Below are 14,543 nucleotides of genomic sequence, written 5' to 3' on the forward strand. Positions count from 1 at the left end.
TGACGGATCGAGTCGCTCGCGGCAATGGGAGACGATGGCGGAACCACCTTGACCGGGGTCGGGACAGACGTGCGGCGATCGGTACTGACGGTCGTCCAGAATCTGGAGCTCGACGAGCCTCCCGAAAGCGTGGTTCGTATAGAGCGGAAGGTGCTCGCCGAGCGGCACCTGGTTTCGCCGCAGAGGCATGTGCTCGTAGTACGCGCGGTAGGCCGCCGCCCGCCGCCGACGGAACCACTCGCGGGGCCGCAGCTCTTCGTTCGCGAGATCGGCGTAGTCGTTGTCGACCTCATGGTCGTCCCAGGTCACGAGCCAGGGACAGGCCGCATGGGCTGCCTGAAGATCGGGGTCGGTCTTGTACTCCGCGTAGCGATTCCGGTAGTCGTCGACAGTGATGGGCTCGGGCGCAGAATGCCGACGAACCTTCGTCGGTCCAAAGTCTTCCTCGTAGATGTAATCACCGAGATGGATGATGAGCTCCGGCTCGTCGGCCACCATGTGGCGATAGGCCGCATAAAAACCGTGCTCCCAATGCTGGCACGACGCGAACGCGAAGCGCAGCCGCTCGGGACTCGCGTCGACGGGCGGCGCCGTCCGCGAACGTCCCACGCCGCTCTCCTCGCTCCCGGCGCGGAAGCGATACCAGTACCAGCGATCCGGCTCGAGACCCTCGACCTCGACGTGAACCGAATGCGCCCAATCGGGGGAGGCGAGGGCGGTGCCGCGCTGAACCACGTTGGCAATCCGGTCATCGGTGCCGACTTCCCAGTCGACGAGAACGGGGGAGGGTTCCATCCCGCCGCCCAGAAGCGGCGCGGGTGCCAGGCGCGTCCAGATGACGAAGCCGTCGGAAAGCGGATACCCCGAGGCCAACCCGAGCGTGAAGGGATTTGTCGAGAATCGCACCGGGCTCTGGCGGATCAGAAGCGCCGGGGCTGCGGCAGCCGTCTGTTGCAGGAAACGCCTTCGTGAAATGGGGCTCATGCGCATGCTTCTCCTCGAGAACGGCGGAGGGTACCATATTCGGTCGGACAGGCGTGGCGGGTGTCGCCCCGTCTTCGCGTAACCTTAATTAGGAGGCTCGAGAAGATGTTGGCAATTCCCAAGACCCCGTCGGTGGACCGGGAGACTCTGCGAGCCGCGATCCGCGACGAGTATCAGATGGTTGCCCGAGAGCCCGAGCGGGGCTTCCATTTTCACACCGGCCGGAAGCTCGCGGGAATCCTGGGCTACGGGGACGCGCTCCTCGAAGGGATTCCCGAGAGAGCCATCGAGTCGTTCGCTGGCACGGGAAACCCCTTCAGCCTGGGTGAGCTCGAGCCGGGCGAGCGCGTCGTCGACGTCGGCTGCGGTGCGGGAATGGACAGTCTGATCGCGGCCCGGATGGTCGGCCCTCACGGTGCTGTCGTCGGAATCGACATGACGCCGGAGATGGTCGAAAAAGCCGAAGCGGCCCGGAAGGAAGCCGATCTCCCGAACGTCGAGTTCCGGCGCGGCTACGTGGAGGAGCTTCCGGTGCCCGATGGCTGGGCGGATGCGATCATCTCGAACGGTGTATTCAATCTCACGCCCGACAAGATGCGAACGCTGAAGGAGATGGCGCGGGTCCTGAAGCCGGGCGGCCGCCTTCAGCTCGGCGACATTCTCGTGGAAAAGCCGGTGAGCGAAAAGGCGAAGGAGCGCATCGACCTCTGGACCGGGTGAATCGCCGGCGCTCTGCTGGAAGCAGAGCTCGAGGCGATCGTCGAGGCCGCGGGATTCGAGGATTTCGAGATCACGTGGCGGGCCGAGGTCTACAAGGACGCGCCGCAGGCGTCGAGCGCCGCCAAGTTCGGCACGATCGGGATCAATTTCCGAGCGCGAAAGCCATAGGTCAAGGCGGCGCGAAGTACCCCGCCCGGGCACGAACCTCGACGTCCCGGACTCCTTTTACGTCGACGCGAAGACGGTGCCATCCCGGCTCGCCGTCGGCACGAGGCGAGAAGGAAAGCAAGTACCGAGAGCTCACTTCGGAGAGGATTTCCTCGAAGGTTTTCGCAATCGACTCGAGCCGAGCCGCCTCGACGGTGCGCCCCCCGCTCATTCGAGCGAGCTCCTCGAGCATCGCGCTGCTGCGAACGGCGCTTCCGCCCGGGGTCAGAGAGCCTCCGACTTGTGCGAGTTGGGCTCCGACGTCGGCTCTCACCGAATAGACGACGGCCTCGCCCGCTCGTGCGCTCTCCAGAACGGTTTCCTCACGGATCCAGCTCGCGTTGTCCATGCCGTCGGTGAAAGCTACCAGAATCGGCCTTCCGTTGCCGGTGCGAAGATAGGACAGTGCCAAGAATAGAGCGTCGTTGAGGCCCGTCCAACCACGGCCGGTTATCTCGTAGGTTGCGGCGTCCTCCGGTCGGTCGAAGCCGAGGGGCTTGCGGAGAGTCGTTCGCTCGGAGAAGCTGAGCACCGCGAGCTCGTCGTCATCGCTCAACCGCTCGGCGAAGCTCCGCACGGCCTCCTGGAGGTGCTCGCGCTTCTCACCGCTGATACTCCCGCTCTCGTCGAGGAGAAGCGCGAACGTTTGCGGAACGGAAGCGACGTCCACGAGCTCGACCTCCTGGAGTACGCCTTCGTCGTAGACCTCGAAGTTCCTCGCGGTGAGATTGCCAAGGGAATTTCCCCGCTGAGCCACGAACACATCGACGTACACTCTTCGCACGTCTACGCGGAACTGGAAGACATCCTGCGGCTGACTGGAGGCGCCAGGCAAGAGCAGAAGGAGAGCTCCGATCACGTGAGAACCTCGGAGCGGAGCTCATCGAGAAGCATTTCGAATCGAGCGGCGGGGCCGAGGAGGAACCTCCACCAGCCATCGTCATCGTCTCTTGAAGAAGACGCGAGCCAATCGGCGACGAGCTTCGCGCTGGCTTCTCTTCGCCCGGTACGCTCGAGGGCTGCCGCCAGGGCGACGACGCAAGCCTGGCACGACGGGTCGATCTCCCAGGCCATCGCGAACGCTTCGCGCGCCTGTAACCAGTCGCGGCGTTCGGCGGCGATCTCACCGGCGATCATGGAGGCCGCGAGCTCGGTGTCCGTGCCAATCTCATGCGTCGCCCATTCCATCGCGGTTCGCGCCTCGTCGAGCCGATCCAGGTTCAGGAGCACGTGGGCGAGGCGCACGTCGAGATCGGGCAGAGGAGCTTCTCTCGCCGCGAGAGAGCGATAAACGATCTCGGCGTCGTGCAGGGCGCTGCGATCTCCGCGCAGGACGCCCGACGTCTGATGGAGTGCGCCGAGCGAGTAGAGAAGCTCGGGATCGCCGGGGAACAGCTGGAGACCCGATGACAGGAGGGCAACGGCCTCGGTCGAGCGCAAACGAGAGTGAAAGTAGTACGCGGTCGCGAGATGCCAGCGCTTCTGGAAGCTCGTTCTTTGAACAGGCTCGAAAATCGCCTGGGCATAGCGCTTCGCGAGCTCGAGATGCTGGGCGCTTCGACGAGCCAGCTCGAGGTGGCTGTCGGACGCGTGCGGCAGAGTGACGACGCATTCCGTGTGGAGGAGGGCGGCGGCCTTCCATTCGGAGGCGGGTCGATCGGCCGCGAGATACATCGTTCCCAGGGCGTAGAGCTCCCCGGACGTCAGATTGGAGATCGAGAGTGCCGCGGGAACGAAGCTTCCTTGCCGGTATCGATCGACCGCCGAGAGATAGCTTGCGAACTGCGGGTCGGGCTCGGGAGGTGGGGGCTCGACCTCCGCTTCGGTGGACACCTCGGGCTCGGGGAGGTCGAGACCGACGGCCGCGGCGCGTCGCCGGCGATCCTCGAGGGTCCAGTAGTGCTCTTTCAAGAGCTCCTCGAGCTCTTCACCCAGAACCGAAGCGGCCCGTTTGAGATTCGCCCCTTTGTTGCGCCCATCGTGTCCCACGACCATCCGTGAGATTCCCAGAGCGGATGCGCTTGCTCGAAGATAGTGCCGCTCGGAGAGAGTGTTCGTATCGACGAGCTCGATGGCGGACTCCGTGCCGTCGGTGCCGCCGCGGTAGCGAACTCGTGTACCCAGAGCGGTGACGTGCTCTTCCCGAACCCGGTGACCCAGGACCCGCACGAAGACTTCGGCCTTTTTCGGATCGGACGTCAAGAAGAGCCATTTCTTTCTCTTCTTGATGCCCTGGACTACCTCCCTGAGGACGATCTCGATGGGTGCATCCGACGCCGCACCTGCCTCGGGGGCGGCCTCGACGTAGACGGTGAAGCGTTCCGAGGGCTTTTCGGGAGGGGGCCGCGCGGGTTGAGGCGGAAGCACCGTAAGCCCGAGCGAGAGGAGCGCCGCCCATCTCATTTTCTCATTTTCTAGCTGTCTCGTTGATGGCTGTCAAGCCGGCCAGCGCGTTATCGGCGTCGTGGTTGCTGAACGAGGCGTGGCTCGCGAACCCTGTTACACGGCCGTCGAGATGATCGGATTAGCGCTCAGAGTTTCTTGGCGAACGATTTCTCGAGTTGCGCGAGGCTCGTGGCCACCTCGAACTGGGCATGGCGCCACGCCGACACGATTCGTCCCGGCTGGCTGTCGGGGTACATCAGACCGGATAAGAGAACGTTCGTGTCGAGGACGACCTTCACTGATCAGCGGATTTTTCGCGCGCGGTCCGCACGGCCTCATCCAGCCAGGCCTCGGCCTCTTCGGCTGGTACGGCGTCGAAAACCTTTGCCAGCCTGTCGGCGAGTTGTTCGAACTGTGCGTCAAGCTTCTGAATTCGCTCGAATAAAGCAACGTCGACGAGAGCCGCCACGGGCTTCCCCGCTTTCGTAATGAGGATTCTGCCGTTCCGATACTGCACTTCGTTCAACAGGTCGCCAAGGTTCTGGCGCAGCTTCACAGCAGATGCTTGTCGGATCATAGTGATTGCCTCAATTAGTATGATTATAGCAGCGACGTTCCAAACGCCGCGCTGCCACTACGACGCCCATCCAGCGTAGCACCCATCAAACATCGCCGCGGCTGTGCTCCAGGGCCTCTTTCCCCTCGTGGAGAACGAAGGCGACGATGGCGAGCGCGGCGACGGGGTCGGCCCACCACCATCCCCATACAGCGTTGGCGCCGAGTCCGACGAGAAGGGTCAGAGACAGATACGAGCAGACGAGGGTTTCGGTCGCATCCGCCTCGAGCGCGCGACTGCCGAGGCGTTTCGCGAGTCTCTTCTTGGCGAAACCCAGCCAGGGCATCACGATGAGAGACACCGCGGCGAGGGCGATCCCGACGAGACTTTCCTCCGGGGGCGCGCGCCGCAACAGGATGCTTCCCGCTTGAAGCGTCACGTAAGCGGCGAGCGCGAAGAACGTATAGCCCACGACGCGTAGGGCCTTTCTCTCCGCTTCGAGCTCCGCATCGGGATCGCCGCTCCGTCGCAGGCGCCACACCAGAGCCACCGCGGAGGTGACTTCGATGAGGCTGTCGAGGCCGAATCCGACGAGCGCGATGCTGCCCGCGACCCAGCCGGCCACGAGGGCGACGAGAGCCTCGATGACGTTCCAGGCGATGGTGAAATACTCGAGAACGAGGGCTCGTCGCTCGAGCTCACCCGTGGCGGAAGACTCCGACAATTGGCGGGCTCTTGCCTTTCACGAAATCACGTGGTCGGCAATGCGCCAACCGGCCGGATCTCGCAGGAGCTCGAAAATCTGCTCTTGCGAGACCGGCTCCCCGGAGCTATCCGGCCCGGTCTCGAGGCCACGAATGAAGCAGCGAACGTGAGCCCGCCCGTTCGTGACGGTGATGCTTCGGACTTCCATCTCGAGCTCTCGAAACGAGCTGAACCTCATCAAGAGCTCTAGGGCGGGACGATGGTGATACGGGTCCTCCGCCTCGTGGTGCTCCCTTTCCGTCAGATACGGCGTGATCTCGGCGGGAGTCGAGCCGGGGAGCTCGCTCGAGAGTTGACTGAATAGCTCTCGGATCTGCGCTTCGTCCTCGGGCGTGGGTGCGTGACAAGCGAAAAGCAAAGCACTCATGAGCGCAATCGGCGCGCCTTCGAGCGCGCGGGCCTTGATGGCCATCATGTGTCGTCTCCGATTCGGTTCATGGAACCTCCTGAAAACACTCCGCGCCCGGGCGAGGCCCGGTGATTTGGAGTGCGGGTAACGAGAAATCAGGAGGTTCGGGGAGGTCGATAGAGACGGTCGGGCGACGAAGAAACGCGCCGAAGCGGATCGAGGCTCATCAGGTCAACGGAGCCGGGCGCGGCATCGAAGCTGAACCACGGAGAGCTTTCGACGCAGCGGGAACAGCAGAAACAATCGTCGATGTGAGGAGCCTCGGCGTCATCTTCCGCGTTTTGCATGCTCATCATCGCCTGCGCCGCTGTGGCCGGGGTGTCATTGGCGCGATCGGTGTCCGCGGCGCAGACTGGCGCACCGAGCAAGTCGCCGGTGAGATCCGCGAGCGTGAAACCGAGGAGCAACGCGACCGTTGCGCTCGCGAGCCGCGGATGTCGCTTGTGGAGCACGTCACATCAGCGTACGTCCGCATCGCAGGAAACGCAAGCTGTTGGGATGCGCGTCACGCAGGGCGATCAACGGGTCGAAGAGACGACGTTGGAAAGGGTTCCGAGCCCATCGATGGTGATCGTAACCTCATCCCCGGGCGCGAGCGTGAAGGAGGCATCGGGCACGATCCCGGTGCCGGTCAAGAGGTAGGCGCCGTTGGGGAAGCTATTGTGGCGAAACAGATAGCTCACCAGATGCTCGGGCGAGCGTTTCATCTCCGCGAGCGAGGTCTTGTCGTCGACGATCGCGTCACCGCCGCGAACGACACGCAACCGGATGGAGGTCTCGGGGGGTAGAGGCTCATCACCGAGGACGAGGCAAGGCCCGAGCGCACAGCTCCCGTCGTAGATCTTGGCCTGGGGCAGGTAGAGCGGATTCTCGCCTTCGATGCTTCGTGAGCTCATGTCGTTTCCGATGCTGAAACCGATGATCTGCCGCCCCGCGCTCACGGCGATGGCGAGCTCCGCCTCCGGTACGTTCCAGGTCGAATCGGAGCGGATGACGACGTTCTGCCGGTGGCCCACGACGCGGTGCGGGGTAGCTTTGAAGAAGAGCTCCGGCCGTTCTGCGGAGTACACGCGGTCGTAGACATCCGCCTCTTTTTCGGACTCTTCCATCCGCGCTTCACGGCTGCGAAAATAGGTCACGCCGGCTGCCCAGATTTCCTGACTCTCGAGGGGCGGGAGGAGCGTCGAGCCATCCTCCAACGGGCCCGTCTCCTCGTCGAAGGCATCGAGGGTCCCCGAACCTCCCCGAAACAGGGCATCGAAGGAAAACGTCCGCGCTCGGAGCCACCGGCTTCCGTCGTAGCCCACGACGCCGTCGAGCGTGCGGTAGACCTTCATCTGGTACGGCGTTGGGCTAGTCGCGGGACGAGATCCGATAGAAGCTCCTCGAAGAAACGCTTCGTGCCCTCCGGACCGCGAATCTCGATCCGCAGCGCATCGCCGGCTTCGTCCCGCTGCAGCTCGAAAGTGGCGAACTCGCAGCATTGCCGCTCGAATTCGACGAAGGCCATGGCCTCGGGCAGAGCCTCGTCGAGCGGGGCGAGTCGCAGCGCGATCCCATCCTCGAGGTCCTCGACTGCCGTGATGCGTCTCGCGATCCCCTGTCGAATCGCGGTCACGCGAAGGCGCAGCTCCAGAGGGGGAAGCGAACAAGCAACCGGAAGACGGAGCTCCTCGTCCTCTTTCTTCATTTCGACAGCCTAGCACTGGAAGCGCACTCGACGCCAAGCTCAAAGGGTCACGGAGCACGCATTCTAGGTCTGATCTAGTGTGGGGCGACGATCGAAAGCGCTTGTCCTTGTTGCCGTCGCGGTCCGTCGGCGTGCAAGATAGTCCGTAGCCCATGATCGTTCCGGACCTTCGAACCTTCTCGAGAACGATTCGCAACGCCCCGGGCTTCCTCCTGCTCGCGATACTCACGCTCGGTCTCGGCATCGGAGGCACGACGGCGATGTACAGCTTCGTGAGCGGCGTGCTGCTCGAGCCCCTGCCCTTCGACGATCCGGAGACTCTGGTCGTCATCACCCGAAACAACCGGGCGCAGGGTTTCGCCGGCATGTTGTTCCCCGCGAGGGATGTGAGGGCCTTCCGCGAGCAAGCGCGGAGTTTTTCTCGGCTCTCCGGCTACAGCGGTGAGCGGGTGATCCTCACGGGTGCCGAAGACCCGGAGAACGTGAGGGGGGCGAGGATACTCCCCGATTTTCTGTCTCTTCTCGGCAACGCGCCGTCGATCGGACGCGGCTTCGAGGTGGAAGAGCACGAGACGAGCGCTCCGGTGGTGATTCTGGGGCATGGTCTCTGGGAGCGGCGGTTCGGCGGAGGTGCCGATATCATCGGCCGCAGCCTCCGCGTGGACGGCAAGGAGCACACGGTCGTGGGGGTCCTTCCGCCGGGTGATGACGTCGTGCCGACGCGCTTCGACGTCCTGCGCCCCATGGCGGTGGCGGAGCTCGAGGGCGAGTCGGCGCCGTTCGTGTGGGTGGTGGCCCGGCGCCTGCCTGGCATCTCTCTGGCTGCGGCCCGGGAAGACGTCAATGCGATTCTGGAGCGCTGGGAGAAGGAGAACCGGCCGCCGGTCTTGGGATGGAGGGCCGACGTGGAGACGCTGCGCGAGCACCTCGTCGGAAGACTCGAGCGGCCTCTATGGGTTCTCTTCGGCGCCGTGGGGATGGTCCTTCTCCTCGCGTGCTCCAACGTCGCGAGTCTGCTCCTCGCTCGCAGCGCCGAGCGAGCAAGAGAGCTCGCCATCCGCGCCGCCATCGGCGCTGCGCGCTGGCAAATCGCTCGACAGCTTCTCGTGGAAAGCGTTCTGCTCTCGCTGGTGGGCGGTTTGCTCGGAGTGATACTGGCGTTTTTCGGCACGAAGCTGCTCGTCGCTCTGGCGCCTTTCGACGTTCCGCGTCTCGCACGCGTGGGAGTCGACGCCCGGGTCCTGCTGTTCTCCGCTTCCGCCTCGATCGGAACGGGCGTTCTCGTCGGTCTGATTCCGGTCCTCGCCCTCTCTCGGCAGGACCTCGATCGCTCGCTGAGGGCCACGGCGCAGGCGGTGAGCTCGCAGCTCCATCGCCGTCGTTTTCGTAACGTCCTCGCGGTCGCCCAGCTGGGTCTCGCATTGACTCTCTCGATCGGGGCGGGGTTGATGATTCGGAGCTTCGCCCGCCTCGTATCCGTCGACCCTGGGTTCGAGACCGGCGGGTTGCTGACGTTCCAGCTTTCGCTCCCGAGCTATCGGTTCTCTGAATCGGCGCGATGGGATGCCGTCGCCGAGCAGGTTCTCGAGCGCGTGAGTACGGTACCTGGGGTTCGCTCGGCCGCGGCCTCGACCTGGACACCGCTTTCGGGAGCGTGGGGAAGGGCGCAGATGAGCGTGGAATCGACTTCGGGCGAGATCGTGGAGCGGGAGCAGTGGCCCATGGTCCTCGGCGTGACACCAGGATATTTCCAGAGCCTGGGGCTGCCGCTTCTTCGTGGCCGGGAGCTCACTCTGGCCGACGGGGACAGCGAGGACGGCGTGGTGCTGGTGAACCGCGAGCTCGCGGAGCAGGCCTGGCCGGAGGACGATCCTCTGGGCAAGAGGCTGAAGTTCGGTGGCGCGGCCTCGACGAACCCGTGGCTCACCGTGGTGGGAGTGGTCGAGGACGCGCGTCTCATCGGCCTCGAGCACGAGGGGCAGGAAGCGATGTTCCGGCCGCTACTTCGTACCGGACGCACTTTGGCCGACCTGCAGATGCTCGTGAGGACGAGCACGAATCCGGAGCGGCTCGTACCTCAGATTCGCGAAGCGGTTTGGGCGGTGGACGATCAGCTTCCCATTCGTGACGTCCAGACGATGGACGAGCTCGTATCGATCAACGTCTCGCGCCCTTGGTTTCATCTCGTGGTGATCGCGATCTTCGCGGTCACCGCATTGACGCTCGCAGGCGTCGGAACCTACGGCGTGCTCTCACACTCCGTGACCCAACGTTCGCGCGAGATGGGCCTGCGCATGGCTCTCGGTGCCACTCGCTCCGCGGTACTCGAGCTCGTCTTGAGGCAGGGAATGGGGCTCGTGACGGCGGGGGTCTTCGTCGGGCTCGGACTCGCCATCGGATTGACGCGCGTGCTCGGAAGCTTGCTCTACGAGATCAGCGCGACCGAGCCGGTGACTTTCGTCGGAGCCGCGGTGGTTCTCGGGATCATCGGTCTCGCGGCGACGCTGGTGCCGGCGTTACGTGCCACCCGGGTCGACCCGATGACGGCGTTGCGTACCGAATGAAACTTCGGAGAGCTTTGCGGCAGACCAAGCGCGATCACAGACGGATGTTCCGCAGCCGCAGCGCGTTGGTGATAACCGAAACCGAGCTGAACGTCATCGCGGCACTGGCAATCATGGGGCTCAACAAGATGCCGAACCAGGGGTAGAGAACGCCGGCCGCCACGGGAACTCCGAGAGCGTTATAGCCGAACGCGAACGCGAGGTTTTGGCGGATGTTCCTCATCGTTGCTCGACTCAAACGCCGGGCGCGCGCGATTGCGCGGAGGTCGCCTTTGACGAGGGTAATGCCGGCGCTCTCCATGGCGACGTCCGTTCCCGTGCCCATGGCAATGCCGACGTCCGCCTGAGCGAGCGCTGGAGCATCGTTGATGCCGTCGCCGGCCATGGCCACTCGACGGCCTTCGCTCTGGAGGCGCTTGACGATGGCGGCCTTTTCGTCGGGGAGCACCTCGGCTTCGAAGCGGTCGATGCCGAGCTTGCTCGCCACCCATTCGGCGGTCGTGCGGTTGTCTCCCGTGAGCATGATCACGCTCACCCCGTCCTCGTGAAGGTGCTCGATCGCTTCGCGGCTCGTTTCCTTGATAGGGTCGGCGATGCCGAGGACCCCGGCGAGCTTCCCGTCGATCGCGACGAAAACGGCCGTCTGGCCGTCGCGGCGAATCGTTTCGGCCCGTTCGGCGGCGGCGGAAAAATCGGCTCCAAGGTCATCGAGGAGAGCCTGATTTCCGATCGCGATCGACTGACCGTCCAGGACGGCAGTGACGCCTTTTCCCGTGACCGACTGGAAATCCTGGACGCCGGCGAGCGTCGCGCTTCTCTCGACGGCACCGGCGACGATGGCGGCGGCGAGCGGGTGCTCGCTCGCTTGCTCGAGGCTTCCGGCAACGCGGAGTACTTCCGCTTCGGAGAACGACCCCATCGGCTCTACCGAGACGAGCGCGGGCTTACCTTCGGTCAACGTTCCGGTCTTGTCGACCACGATGGCATCGATCCGCTCCAGAATCTCGAGGGCCTCGGCGTTCTTGATGAGAACGCCCGCCTGGGCGCCCCGGCCGGTGCCGACCATGATGGACATCGGCGTCGCGAGGCCGAGGGCGCAGGGGCAGGCGATGATGAGCACCGCCACCGCGTTGACCAGGGCGTGCGCGAGCCGAGGCTCGGGTCCGCCGAGCCCCCACACGATGGCGGTGAGCACCGCGACGAGAATCACCGCGGGCACGAACCACGCCGACACCGTGTCGGCCAGCCGCTGGACGGGAGCTCGGGATCGCTGCGCCTCGCTGACGAGGCGAACGATCTGTGCCAGGAGCGTTTCGCTTCCCACGCGCTCGGCCTTCATCACGAGACTTCCGGTGCCGTTGACCGTCCCTCCCGTCACGGCGCTTCCGGGTGTCTTCTCGACGGGAAGTGGCTCACCCGTCAGCATCGATTCGTCGACCGCGCTCGCGCCCTCTTCGACGACACCGTCGACCGGAACCTTTTCGCCTGGCCGGATCCGCAGGCGGTCGCCTGGCTGAACGTGCTCGATCCGGACGTCCTCTTCGCTCCCGTCGGCATTCACGCGCCGGGCGACGTCCGGGGCCAATCCCAGCAAGGCGCGGATCGCGCGCGACGTCTGGCTGCGGGCCCGGAGCTCCAGCACCTGTCCCAGAAGCACGAGGGTGACGATGATGGCGGCGGGCTCGAAGTAGACCGGAAGGGCCCCCGTATGCGGATCGCGAAACGCCTGAGGAAACCACCCCGGCACGACCGCGGCGGCGACACTGAACGCGAAGGCGGCGCCGGTGCCGAGCGCGATCAGCGTGAACATGTTGAGATGGCGGCTGACGATCGACTGGGCGCCGCGCTCGAAGAACGGCCAGCCTCCCCAGACGACCACCGGCGTCGCGAGTGCGAACTGGAGCCAGATGAGCGCGGTCGAGCTCGCGAGACTCTGTAGAGGCTGACCCGGAAGCATCTCCGAAACCATGAGGGCGAGGATGGGGACGGAGAGAACGAGAGAGATCCAGAACCGGCGCGACATGTCGCGAAGCTCGGGGTTGTCCTCTTCGACCGTGGCCGTCCGCGGCTCGAGCGCCATTCCGCAAATGGGACAGCTTCCCGGCGCGTCGCGAATGATTTCCGGATGCATCGGGCACGTCCACTCCATCCCCGGTGCGGCGCTCGCCTGATCGTCCGGGGCGGAGTCGGTTTGCGCGTACGCCGACGGATCCCTCCGGAAGCGCTCGATACAGTGCTGGCTACAGAAATGGAACGTAGTGTCCCCGTGAACGACGCTACCGGCAGCCTGGGAAGGCTCGACTGTCATTCCGCATACAGGATCGACGCTCGTTTCCGTGTCGTGATGCCGGTAGTTATCATGTTGGCTTCGAATCATGCTTCCCGCCTCCACTGGGTGCAACACGTTGCTCGTGGCAAATCTTACACCTCGCGGCGGAAGCCGCAATCGCCGCAGGGAGTCGTCCGCGCAAGAGGCCGCTAGAATCGGGCCGCGGGATTCTCTCATCGAACTCGGTTGTTAGCGCCCGGATTCGGTTGACACTTTGCTCCATTTAGAATATACCATAAGGGGGTATTGGTATAAAATTTCCACGGCGTGCCGCAGGGGATTTCGCTCCCCGCGCTTTCACAAATCACGTGACGGAGGTGAACGAATGACGAGGAACTCTATGCCGCTTCGAGTTCTGAACGAGGCCTTCGTTCCCGACGAGCGAAAGGGGGAAATTCATGCCCGCCTCAGACGGCTCCGCGGCCAGATGGACGGCATCGATCGGATGCTCGATGACAATCGTCCCTGCGTCGACATCTTGACGCAAGTCGCCGCCGTCCAGCAGGCGATGCGCGGGGTCGGAAAGCTCGTCGTGCGCAACTACGTGGAGCGGTGCGCCTCGCAAGCGATCAAGAGCGGCCGCGAACAAGAGGTCTTCGATGAGCTCATGGAAGTGATCTTCAAGCTCACCCGCTGATGATTGGATCCATGAACCGTACCCTCGTCGTTGGACTCATCGTTGCGGCGGCGGCCGTCTCGCGGGACGCACGGGCGTCGGGCCATGGACCCGTTTTCGGACTTGCGACGCCGACTCTCGGTCGCGGCGCGTTCAGCCTCGACTTCGCGGTCATGGGTCGCTCCGGGGACTCGCCCATGGCCATGCTGCGGCCGATGCTCGGGTATGGCGTCACCGAGGATCTGCAATTATCGGTATCGGTCCCGATGCCGCTTTACACGGAGCAAGGAGCGAGTCCGGCTCGCATGATGGCGATGATGCCGGCCGAGCCCGACGTCGAGCTACTGGTGGGCTACCGGTTCCACCGCACCAGCCCGAAGGTGGGGGCGCGATTCGAGAGCACCGCCTATGGCGGATTCGATTACCCAACGGACGATCTGCGCGCCGGCACCCGCACGGCTCCCGGGATTGTCGGGGCTCTGGTCACCGGCTACGCCTCGCGGACGATTTATGCGTGGGTCGGAGGCCTCTATAGACGCTACATGACCCCTACCGGAGAGACGGCCGATCATCTCGGCGACCTCGCGATGTACAGCGTCGTTTTCGGCTACCGTCCGCCGCCTTTTCGTAAGGACTATCCTCACCCAGACTGGAGAATCTTCGTCGAGGTGGTAGGGGAGCATCGGGCGCGTGACGTCATCGCGGGCACGTCCGTCCTCGACAGCGGTGGCCACCAGATCTTCATGGGTCTTACGCTGCTGGGTTTGTATGGAAGCTGGGGAATCTCCGGGGGACCGGTATTTCGGGTCTACGAGGACCTGAACGGCACTCAACCGAACGATAGGGTTCGCCTCGTCGCGAACTTCACCTATTGGTTCTGAGGAAAGGAGTGATGTTATGAGACGCCTCACGATTGTCGGTGCCTTTCTCGCCTGGCTCGTTCCCACTACGGCCGATGCCGAATTCCTTCAGATACGGCAGACGATTTTCGGAATGGATTGAGTCGTTTGTGCCCACGCCGTGAGCGTGGCTTTGCGGAAGATCGAGGGTGTCGAGACCGTCACGGTAAGCCTCAACGAAGGCGCCGCCGACATCAAGCTGAAGCCGGGAAATACCCTGGACCCAGAGGCCATCCGTAAGGTCGTTCGCGACAACGGATTCACCCCCAAGACGGCGGAAGTCAGAGTCACGGGCCGAGTCACCAGAGCTGGGGGTAAGTGGACGCTCGTCGTGACCGGACTACCCATCGTCTATGAGCTTCACGAGCACCCCGATGCGAACGGCAAGCTCGCCGAGCTCGAGCAGGTGACTTCAGCCG

General features: G+C 64.2%; 16 protein-coding genes. 5 read left to right on the forward strand and 11 right to left on the reverse strand.

Annotated elements, in window-relative coordinates:
* A partial coding sequence (locus VEK15_19130; GenBank protein HXV62820.1) for an alkaline phosphatase D family protein occupies positions 1-984 on the reverse strand: 984 nt, incomplete at its 3' end.
* Positions 985-1,089: 105 nt separating this feature from the next.
* Between VEK15_19130 and VEK15_19135 the strand changes: the two genes are divergently transcribed.
* On the forward strand, positions 1,090-1,704 hold the full coding sequence (locus VEK15_19135; protein HXV62821.1) for a methyltransferase domain-containing protein: 615 nt from the start codon (positions 1,090-1,092) through the stop codon (positions 1,702-1,704).
* 169 nt (positions 1,705-1,873) lie between these two features.
* Here the strand turns inward: VEK15_19135 and VEK15_19140 are convergent, their stop codons facing one another.
* The 9 genes from VEK15_19140 to VEK15_19180 all read right to left on the reverse strand — a co-directional run bounded on the left by VEK15_19140 (position 1,874) and on the right by VEK15_19180 (position 7,716).
* Complete coding sequence (locus VEK15_19140; GenBank protein ID HXV62822.1) at positions 1,874-2,770, reverse strand: VWA domain-containing protein; 897 nt, start codon at positions 2,768-2,770, stop codon at positions 1,874-1,876.
* A complete protein-coding gene (locus VEK15_19145) occupies positions 2,767-4,314 on the reverse strand; it encodes a hypothetical protein (GenBank protein HXV62823.1) in 1,548 nt (515 codons plus the stop codon). The genes VEK15_19140 and VEK15_19145 overlap by 4 nt, the downstream gene beginning before the upstream one ends.
* A gap of 128 nt (positions 4,315-4,442) precedes the next feature.
* Positions 4,443-4,595: a PIN domain-containing protein gene (locus VEK15_19150; GenBank protein HXV62824.1), complete on the reverse strand. Its 153-nt coding sequence runs from the start codon at positions 4,593-4,595 to the stop codon at positions 4,443-4,445.
* Complete coding sequence (locus tag VEK15_19155; protein ID HXV62825.1) at positions 4,592-4,852, reverse strand: type II toxin-antitoxin system prevent-host-death family antitoxin; 261 nt, start codon at positions 4,850-4,852, stop codon at positions 4,592-4,594. The genes VEK15_19150 and VEK15_19155 overlap by 4 nt, the downstream gene beginning before the upstream one ends.
* 106 nt (positions 4,853-4,958) lie before the next feature.
* Complete coding sequence (locus VEK15_19160) at positions 4,959-5,576, reverse strand: cation transporter (protein ID HXV62826.1); 618 nt, start codon at positions 5,574-5,576, stop codon at positions 4,959-4,961.
* 18 nt (positions 5,577-5,594) lie between these two features.
* Entirely contained in the window at positions 5,595-6,032 is a 438-nt protein-coding gene (locus tag VEK15_19165) for a hypothetical protein (GenBank protein ID HXV62827.1), read from the reverse strand.
* An 89-nt stretch (positions 6,033-6,121) separates the two neighbouring features.
* Positions 6,122-6,478, reverse strand: coding sequence for a hypothetical protein (locus tag VEK15_19170; protein ID HXV62828.1), 357 nt, complete (start codon positions 6,476-6,478; stop codon positions 6,122-6,124).
* A 66-nt stretch (positions 6,479-6,544) separates the two neighbouring features.
* The gene (locus VEK15_19175; protein HXV62829.1) at positions 6,545-7,363 is read right to left on the reverse strand and encodes a fumarylacetoacetate hydrolase family protein; all 819 of its coding nucleotides are present in this window, start codon (positions 7,361-7,363) and stop codon (positions 6,545-6,547) included.
* Positions 7,360-7,716, reverse strand: a complete 357-nt coding sequence (locus tag VEK15_19180; protein HXV62830.1) for a hypothetical protein — start codon at positions 7,714-7,716, stop codon at positions 7,360-7,362. The genes VEK15_19175 and VEK15_19180 overlap by 4 nt, the downstream gene beginning before the upstream one ends.
* A gap of 152 nt (positions 7,717-7,868) precedes the next feature.
* Here VEK15_19180 and VEK15_19185 point away from each other — a divergent pair, with 152 nt between their 5' ends.
* Positions 7,869-10,280, forward strand: a complete 2,412-nt coding sequence (locus VEK15_19185) for an ABC transporter permease (protein HXV62831.1) — start codon at positions 7,869-7,871, stop codon at positions 10,278-10,280.
* 34 nt (positions 10,281-10,314) lie between these two features.
* Here the strand turns inward: VEK15_19185 and VEK15_19190 are convergent, their stop codons facing one another.
* Positions 10,315-12,657: a heavy metal translocating P-type ATPase gene (locus tag VEK15_19190; GenBank protein ID HXV62832.1), complete on the reverse strand. Its 2,343-nt coding sequence runs from the start codon at positions 12,655-12,657 to the stop codon at positions 10,315-10,317.
* Positions 12,658-12,934: 277 nt separating this feature from the next.
* Between VEK15_19190 and VEK15_19195 the strand changes: the two genes are divergently transcribed.
* From VEK15_19195 to VEK15_19205, 3 genes are all read left to right on the forward strand, one after another.
* The gene (locus VEK15_19195) at positions 12,935-13,246 is read left to right on the forward strand and encodes a metal-sensitive transcriptional regulator (protein ID HXV62833.1); all 312 of its coding nucleotides are present in this window, start codon (positions 12,935-12,937) and stop codon (positions 13,244-13,246) included.
* An 11-nt stretch (positions 13,247-13,257) separates the two neighbouring features.
* Positions 13,258-14,106 carry a hypothetical protein gene (locus tag VEK15_19200; protein HXV62834.1) on the forward strand — a complete coding sequence of 283 codons (849 nt, stop codon included), beginning with the start codon at positions 13,258-13,260 and terminating at the stop codon, positions 14,104-14,106.
* A gap of 139 nt (positions 14,107-14,245) precedes the next feature.
* Positions 14,246-14,543: hypothetical protein (locus VEK15_19205; protein ID HXV62835.1), on the forward strand; the 298-nt coding region annotated here is incomplete at its 3' end.

It is taken from the genome of Vicinamibacteria bacterium (assembly GCA_035620555.1).
Lineage (GTDB): Bacteria > Acidobacteriota > Vicinamibacteria > Marinacidobacterales > SMYC01 > DASPGQ01.

Bases quoted from the DNA above. Each gene is read 5' to 3' on its own strand.
- VEK15_19175 (HXV62829.1), bottom strand. From the start codon at position 7,363: ATGAAGGTCTACCGCACGCTCGACGGCGTCGTGGGCTACGACGGAAGC.
- VEK15_19195 (HXV62833.1), top strand. From the start codon at position 12,935: ATGACGAGGAACTCTATGCCGCTTCGAGTTCTGAACGAGGCCTTCGTT.
- VEK15_19135 (HXV62821.1), top strand. From the start codon at position 1,090: ATGTTGGCAATTCCCAAGACCCCGTCGGTGGACCGGGAGACTCTGCGA.
- VEK15_19200 (HXV62834.1), top strand. From the start codon at position 13,258: ATGAACCGTACCCTCGTCGTTGGACTCATCGTTGCGGCGGCGGCCGTC.
- VEK15_19145 (HXV62823.1), bottom strand. From the start codon at position 4,314: ATGAGATGGGCGGCGCTCCTCTCGCTCGGGCTTACGGTGCTTCCGCCT.
- VEK15_19190 (HXV62832.1), bottom strand. From the start codon at position 12,657: ATGATTCGAAGCCAACATGATAACTACCGGCATCACGACACGGAAACG.
- VEK15_19180 (HXV62830.1), bottom strand. From the start codon at position 7,716: ATGAAGAAAGAGGACGAGGAGCTCCGTCTTCCGGTTGCTTGTTCGCTT.
- VEK15_19185 (HXV62831.1), top strand. From the start codon at position 7,869: ATGATCGTTCCGGACCTTCGAACCTTCTCGAGAACGATTCGCAACGCC.
- VEK15_19165 (HXV62827.1), bottom strand. From the start codon at position 6,032: ATGATGGCCATCAAGGCCCGCGCGCTCGAAGGCGCGCCGATTGCGCTC.